The organism is Bradyrhizobium sp. UFLA01-814, from assembly GCF_046718885.1.
Lineage (GTDB): Bacteria > Pseudomonadota > Alphaproteobacteria > Rhizobiales > Xanthobacteraceae > Bradyrhizobium > Bradyrhizobium elkanii.
The window spans coordinates 1-5196 of the sequence record NZ_JAQOSR010000300.1 but is presented as its reverse complement, the minus strand read 5'-3'; the positions used below and the strand labels follow the sequence as shown (position 1 = coordinate 5196).

At 65.6% G+C, this 5196-nt stretch carries 5 protein-coding genes and 1 pseudogene; 2 read left to right on the top strand and 4 right to left on the bottom strand.

Annotated elements, in window-relative coordinates; translation table 11 throughout:
* Together PMN64_RS41830 and PMN64_RS41825 are read left to right on the top strand one after the other, a co-directional pair.
* Nucleotides 1-268 (top strand): winged helix-turn-helix domain-containing protein (locus PMN64_RS41830; RefSeq protein ID WP_411784990.1); only part of this gene is annotated, 268 nt, incomplete at its 5' end.
* 424 nt (nucleotides 269-692) lie between these two features.
* Nucleotides 693-1628, top strand: a pseudogene (locus tag PMN64_RS41825) (sensor histidine kinase); the annotation flags it as partial.
* A gap of 212 nt (nucleotides 1629-1840) precedes the next feature.
* Here the strand turns inward: PMN64_RS41825 and PMN64_RS41820 are convergent.
* The 4 genes from PMN64_RS41820 to PMN64_RS41805 form a co-directional block, all read right to left on the bottom strand.
* The gene (locus tag PMN64_RS41820; RefSeq protein ID WP_411784989.1) at nucleotides 1841-2467 is read right to left on the bottom strand and encodes an FMN-dependent NADH-azoreductase; all 627 of its coding nucleotides are present in this window, start codon (nucleotides 2465-2467) and stop codon (nucleotides 1841-1843) included.
* Nucleotides 2468-2476: 9 nt separating this feature from the next.
* The gene (locus tag PMN64_RS41815; protein WP_411784988.1) at nucleotides 2477-4051 is read right to left on the bottom strand and encodes an isochorismatase family protein; all 1575 of its coding nucleotides are present in this window, start codon (nucleotides 4049-4051) and stop codon (nucleotides 2477-2479) included.
* Between the two features lie 12 nt (nucleotides 4052-4063).
* On the bottom strand, nucleotides 4064-4912 hold the full coding sequence (locus PMN64_RS41810) for an MBL fold metallo-hydrolase (RefSeq protein ID WP_026193286.1): 849 nt from the start codon (nucleotides 4910-4912) through the stop codon (nucleotides 4064-4066).
* A 51-nt stretch (nucleotides 4913-4963) separates the two neighbouring features.
* The coding region (locus tag PMN64_RS41805) for an amidohydrolase family protein (RefSeq protein ID WP_411784987.1) at nucleotides 4964-5196 on the bottom strand (233 nt) is incomplete at its 5' end.

The following is a 5196-nucleotide window of genomic DNA, read 5'->3' as shown; positions in this document are numbered from 1 at the left end:
GATTTCGCGCACGGCGAGCCGCCACGGTCGCAAGATTCCGCTGCTGCCGAAGGAATTCCAGCTGCTCGAATATCTGGCGCGCAACGAAGGCCGCGTGGTATCGCGCGCCATGCTGCTGCGGCATGTGTGGGACCTGCACTTCGATCCCTCGACCAACATCATCGACGTCTATGTCGGGCGTTTGCGCCGCAAGGTCGACGACCAGCAAGCCTACCCGCTGATCCACACGATCCGCGGCATCGGATACTGCCTCCGTGCTCCTGGCTAAGACCTTCAAGTCGTCGACGTTCCGCCTGGCGTTGATCGCCATCGGTGTATTCGGCCTGATCGTCTCCGCGATCTTCGCCTATGTCTACTGGTCGACGTTGTCCTATGTGCGCGACAGGTCCGACCGCGCGATCATGACCGAGCAGGCGAGCCTGGATGACGCCTATGCGCGGTCCGGCCGCGATGGCCTGACCGCGTTGATCGCGCAACGCGTCGCGGACAAGGGCTTCGCCGATCATGTGTATTTGTTGGTCGGTCCCGGATCGACGGTGCTGGCGGGAAATCTCAGGCAGTGGCCGGCGGGCGCCGCCGAGAAGGGATGGGCTGAATTTCGTGCCTCCCTGCCACAGCTCTCCCCGGGAACCTCCCTGCTGCGAGGTGTGACGGAAACCCTGTCAAACGGCGATCGGCTGCTGGTCGGCCACGACATCAGCGATCTCGACGGCTTCATGGCCCAGATCAGGGCCGCCGGCATTGCCGTCGTCGTGCTGATCATCGGGCTTGCGGCCGCTGCCAGCATCGGCGTCACGCGGCGAACGGTCGGCCGGATCGAGTCAATCAATGCGACCAGTCGTGCCATCATGCTCTCCGGCCTCGACCAGCGCATCCCGCTCCGCGGCAGCCATGACGAATGGGATCGCGTCGCCGAGAATCTCAATCTGATGCTGGACCGGATCCAGACCCTGATGGGGGACGTCAAGCAGGTCAGCGAAAATATCGCCCACGACCTGCGCACGCCGCTGACCCGGATGCGCGGCCGGCTTGAGAAAGCCTATCACGCCCCGCGGAGCGGGGAGGGGGATGCGGCGCTGATCGGCGACACCATCGCCGATCTCGACGCAGTGCTCGGGATGTTCGCGTCGATCACGCGGATTTCGGAGATCGAGACGCGAGCCCGCAAGGGTGCGTTCCGCACCGTCAATCTCGTCGAGATCGCCGGCGAGGTGGTCGAACTCTACGACGCCGCCGCCGAACAGGTGACCACGCGCCTCGATCTTGCCGGCGATCAGGCCGTGCTGGTCACCGGCGACCGCGACCTGCTGTTCGACGCCATCGCCAATCTCGTCGACAACGCCATCAAGCATGGCCGCCCGGGTGGACGGGTGACCGTGACCTGCGACAACGACGAGACCGGTGCGGTGATTTCGATCGCCGATGATGGCCCGGGCATTCCCGCCGACCAGCACGACCGCGTCTTCAAGCGCTTCTACCGGCTCGAGCAGAGCCGCTACACGCCGGGCAACGGCCTCGGCCTCAGCCTGGTCGCGGCGGTCGCGAGCCTGCACGGCGCGCGGATCGAGTTGCACGACAATGCGCCGGGGTTGTTGTGTAGGCTGGTCTTTCCGGCCGCGGAAACGTAGGGTGGGTTAGTGCTGTCGCGAGAATGCGGATATACGTCCGCCGGCCGGGCAACAAACTTGGTGTCGTCCCGGGCAAGCGAAGCGCGACCCGGGACCCATAACCACCAATGCGAATTGCCTTGCGGCGCTGGGGCCACAGCTCACTCCTACAATACAGCCCTGTGGTTATGGGTCCCTGCCTTCGCAGGGACGACGACGGAAAAGCGAATCCGTCAAAACCTCGCTGCCATCTCCGCAAGCCGGCGGTGCGCCGCCTCGCGGGCGGCGCGGATCGGCTCGGTGGGCCCGGTGGTCGGGCCGATCGGCACGAAGCGCACGTCGCTGATGCCGATGAAGCGCAGCGCCTCGCGCAGATAGGGTGTTGCCATGTCGATGCGGCCGCGGTTCATGCCGGTGACGAAGTCGCTGCCGCTTGCGAGGATCACGATCGTCGGGCGGTCCTTGAGCAGCGGCAGATAGCCCTGCGCCGGATCGAAGCGGAAGGCGAGCCCGGGCTGGATGATGACGTCGAGCCACTGCTTGAGCTTGTAGGGAATGCCGAAATTCCACATCGGCGTCGAGATCAGCACGCGATCGGCCAGCGACAGCCGCAGCGCGAGGCGCTCGGCGATTGCGAAGGCGTCGTGCTGCGAATCGGTGAAGCTCTTGCCGCCGATCCGGGCGTATTTGGCCTCGAGCAGGTAACCCTCGAATTCCGGCATCGGCTCGCGCCAGAGGTTCATCGCGTCGATCTCCCAGTCCGGCCGCGCCTGACGGAAGCGATCGAGAAAGGCACGCGCGCCGGCCGCCGATTCCGAATCGGGGCGCGGTGAGCAGTTAAGATGCAGCAGCTTCGGCACCGCGCCTCCCTAGCCGAGCGCCTTGATCACGGTGTTGGCGTTGGTCACGACGGAGACGTTCTGGAGCGCGAAGTTGATCGCGGCATTGTGCCAGTCGGCATTCATGGTCGAGCAGCAGTCCTCCGGCACGATCATGAAATAGCCCTTGTCGGCGCCGGTGCGCGCGGTGTGCTCGACCGACATGTTGGTCCAGGCCCCGGTGTTGATGATCATGTCGCGGCCGGTCGCCTTCAGGATGGTCTCGAGCCGCGTACCCTCCCAGGCGCTCATCCGCATCTTCTCGACCACGAAGTCGCCCGGGCGCGGCTCGAGTCCCGAAACCGGTGCCGCGCCCCAGCTGCCGCGCACCATCGCCTTGCTGTCGACCAGCCCCTCGAACAGCGGCGCGTTCAAAGTGACGCCGGGCGCGCCCGGCTCGACGACAAACCAGACATGGATGATGGCGACGCCGCGCGCTCGCGCAGCCTCCGCCACGCGGCGGACATTCTCGACGACATGCTGCTGGCGGGCGTGCGCGGGCGCGCCGGACTCGGCGAACGCGCCGCCGTCCATGACGACGTCGTTCTGCATGTCCTGGATGATCATCGCGCAGCGTTGCGGATCGAGCTGCATCTCGCCGGCGGTCAGGTTCGGCGCAGGCGTGGACGATGTGGCAGCACCCGCGCCGCCGCGCTTGCCGCTCATATAGGGCTCGTGGCGTGGGCCGACCTTGGTCGGGATCGCATAGACCGAATGGGTGGCGGTCAGATAGAGCGTGCGGAAGTCGGCGCCGCCCCAGGCGAGGTTGGCGACGAGCTCGGGCAGGCGCACCTTGCCGAGCAGGTCGCCGCCGGGCGAATAGACCCAGACGCCGCCGGGCGCGGTGACCCAGACATTGCCGCGCTGGTCGCACTTCATGCCGTCGGGCAGGCCGGGCTCGAGCTCGGAGCGGATGCCGGAGGCGAACACGCGCGGATTGGTAAGCGAGCCGTCGGCGTTGACGTCGAAGGCGCGGATCAGCGCCTGCACGGTGTCGTTGACATAGAGGATGCGCTCGTCGGGCGAGAAGCACAGCCCGTTCGGTTGCTCGAACAAATAGCGGTCGACCAGCAGTTTCGGCGCGCCGCCGCCGGGCGGCACGCGATAGACGCCCTGGAAGCCGAGTTGGCGTGGCCGTTCGACGCCATAGACTGGCATCCGGCCGTACCAGGGATCGGAGAAATAGATCGCGCCCGAGGAATGCACGCAGACGTCGTTCGGACTGTTGAGCTCCTGGTTCTCGTAATGCGAGGCCAGCACCTCGCGCCGCCCGTCGGGCCGCTCGCAGATCAGCGAGGAGGTTGCGTGCTCGCAGACGATCAGATTGAGGTCCGCGTCATAGGTCATGCCATTGCATTTGTTTGACGGCCGCTTGACCTCGACCACGCCGCGCCGCGCATCCCAGCGCCTGCGCACGTCGCCCGGCATGTCGGAGAACAGCAGGAAGTGATCGAGCGGATGCCAGATCGGTCCCTCCGTGAAATCGAAGCCGGTCCCGACCTGGCCGACCGGCGCGTAGGGATCAATCAGGCCTTCGAACTCGCTGCGCAGCGTGACATGCGTCATCGCCTCGATCCTCTACGCCGGGAACCAGTTGCGCTGCGGCAGGCTTTGCACGACAGGCCCGGGTACCTGGTCATGCAGGCGGCCGACCACCATGCCGCCTTCGATCTTGGCCGGGCGATCATGCACAGGAAGCAGATAGCGTGAGCTCGAGAGCAGCTTCTTGATCGCGGCCTTCTCGGCGCGTTTGCTGGTGCCGTGGTTGCCGGTGGTGCGCGGCTCGGCGTCGTGGATTTCATTGAAGGGATTCACGATCTGGTCGTTGAAATCATAGATCACGTCGCCGCAGATCGTGGCGATGCCGTCGGCGGTGTGAACGTGGATGTTCATCGAGCCTTCGGTGTGGGCGTTGGCGGCATCGCAATAGACGCCCGGCATCAGCTCGACCGGGCCGGTGATTTCGAGGTCGAGAAAGCGCAGCGCGCTCTTGGTGTGCAGGCGGTCGATCAGGTGCTTGATGTCGGGCGCCGGGTACTGGGGATGCATCAGGCCGGAGACGGAGTATTCCAGCTCCTTGCGGTTCAGCACGACGGTGGTGTTCATCGGGAACAGGTCGTCCTTGCCGGCATGGTCGATGTGCAGATGGGTGTGGCAGACGAAGCGGACGTCGCCCATCCGCACGCCGTGGCGGGCGAGCTGGTTCTCGATCATGTTCTCGTGGAACTGGAGCCCGCGCATGCCGAGCGTCTCCATGATCTGGTTGGAGCGATAGCCGGTGTCGACCAGCACGGGGTAGGGGCCGCCGAGGATCAGGAAGCCGAGCGTCAGCACGCGGCGGGTGCGGCCGCAATTGTGGCCGAGCACGAGGAAGCTCGATTCCAGCTCGATATCGCCATAGTCCAGAATCTTGATCTCCAACGGCATCTGTCTCCCTCCCAATTCGTGTTCGCTGTCGTGTTCGTGGCCGCGGTGCGGCTATGGCTGCAGCCGATAGACCCGCGCCGCCGTCGTGCTGAAGACCGCGTCGCGCTGTGCGGGGCTGAGCCGTTCGGCTGCCGTCTTGAAAGCGGCGATGAGATCGCGATAGCTGGTCCACAGCTTCTCGATCGGAAAGTTGGAGCCGAACAGGCAGCGCTCCGCGCCGAAGATCGCGACGGTGTCGGTCATCACGCCTGCGATATGCGCGGCATCGTTGCGATGAATGAAGG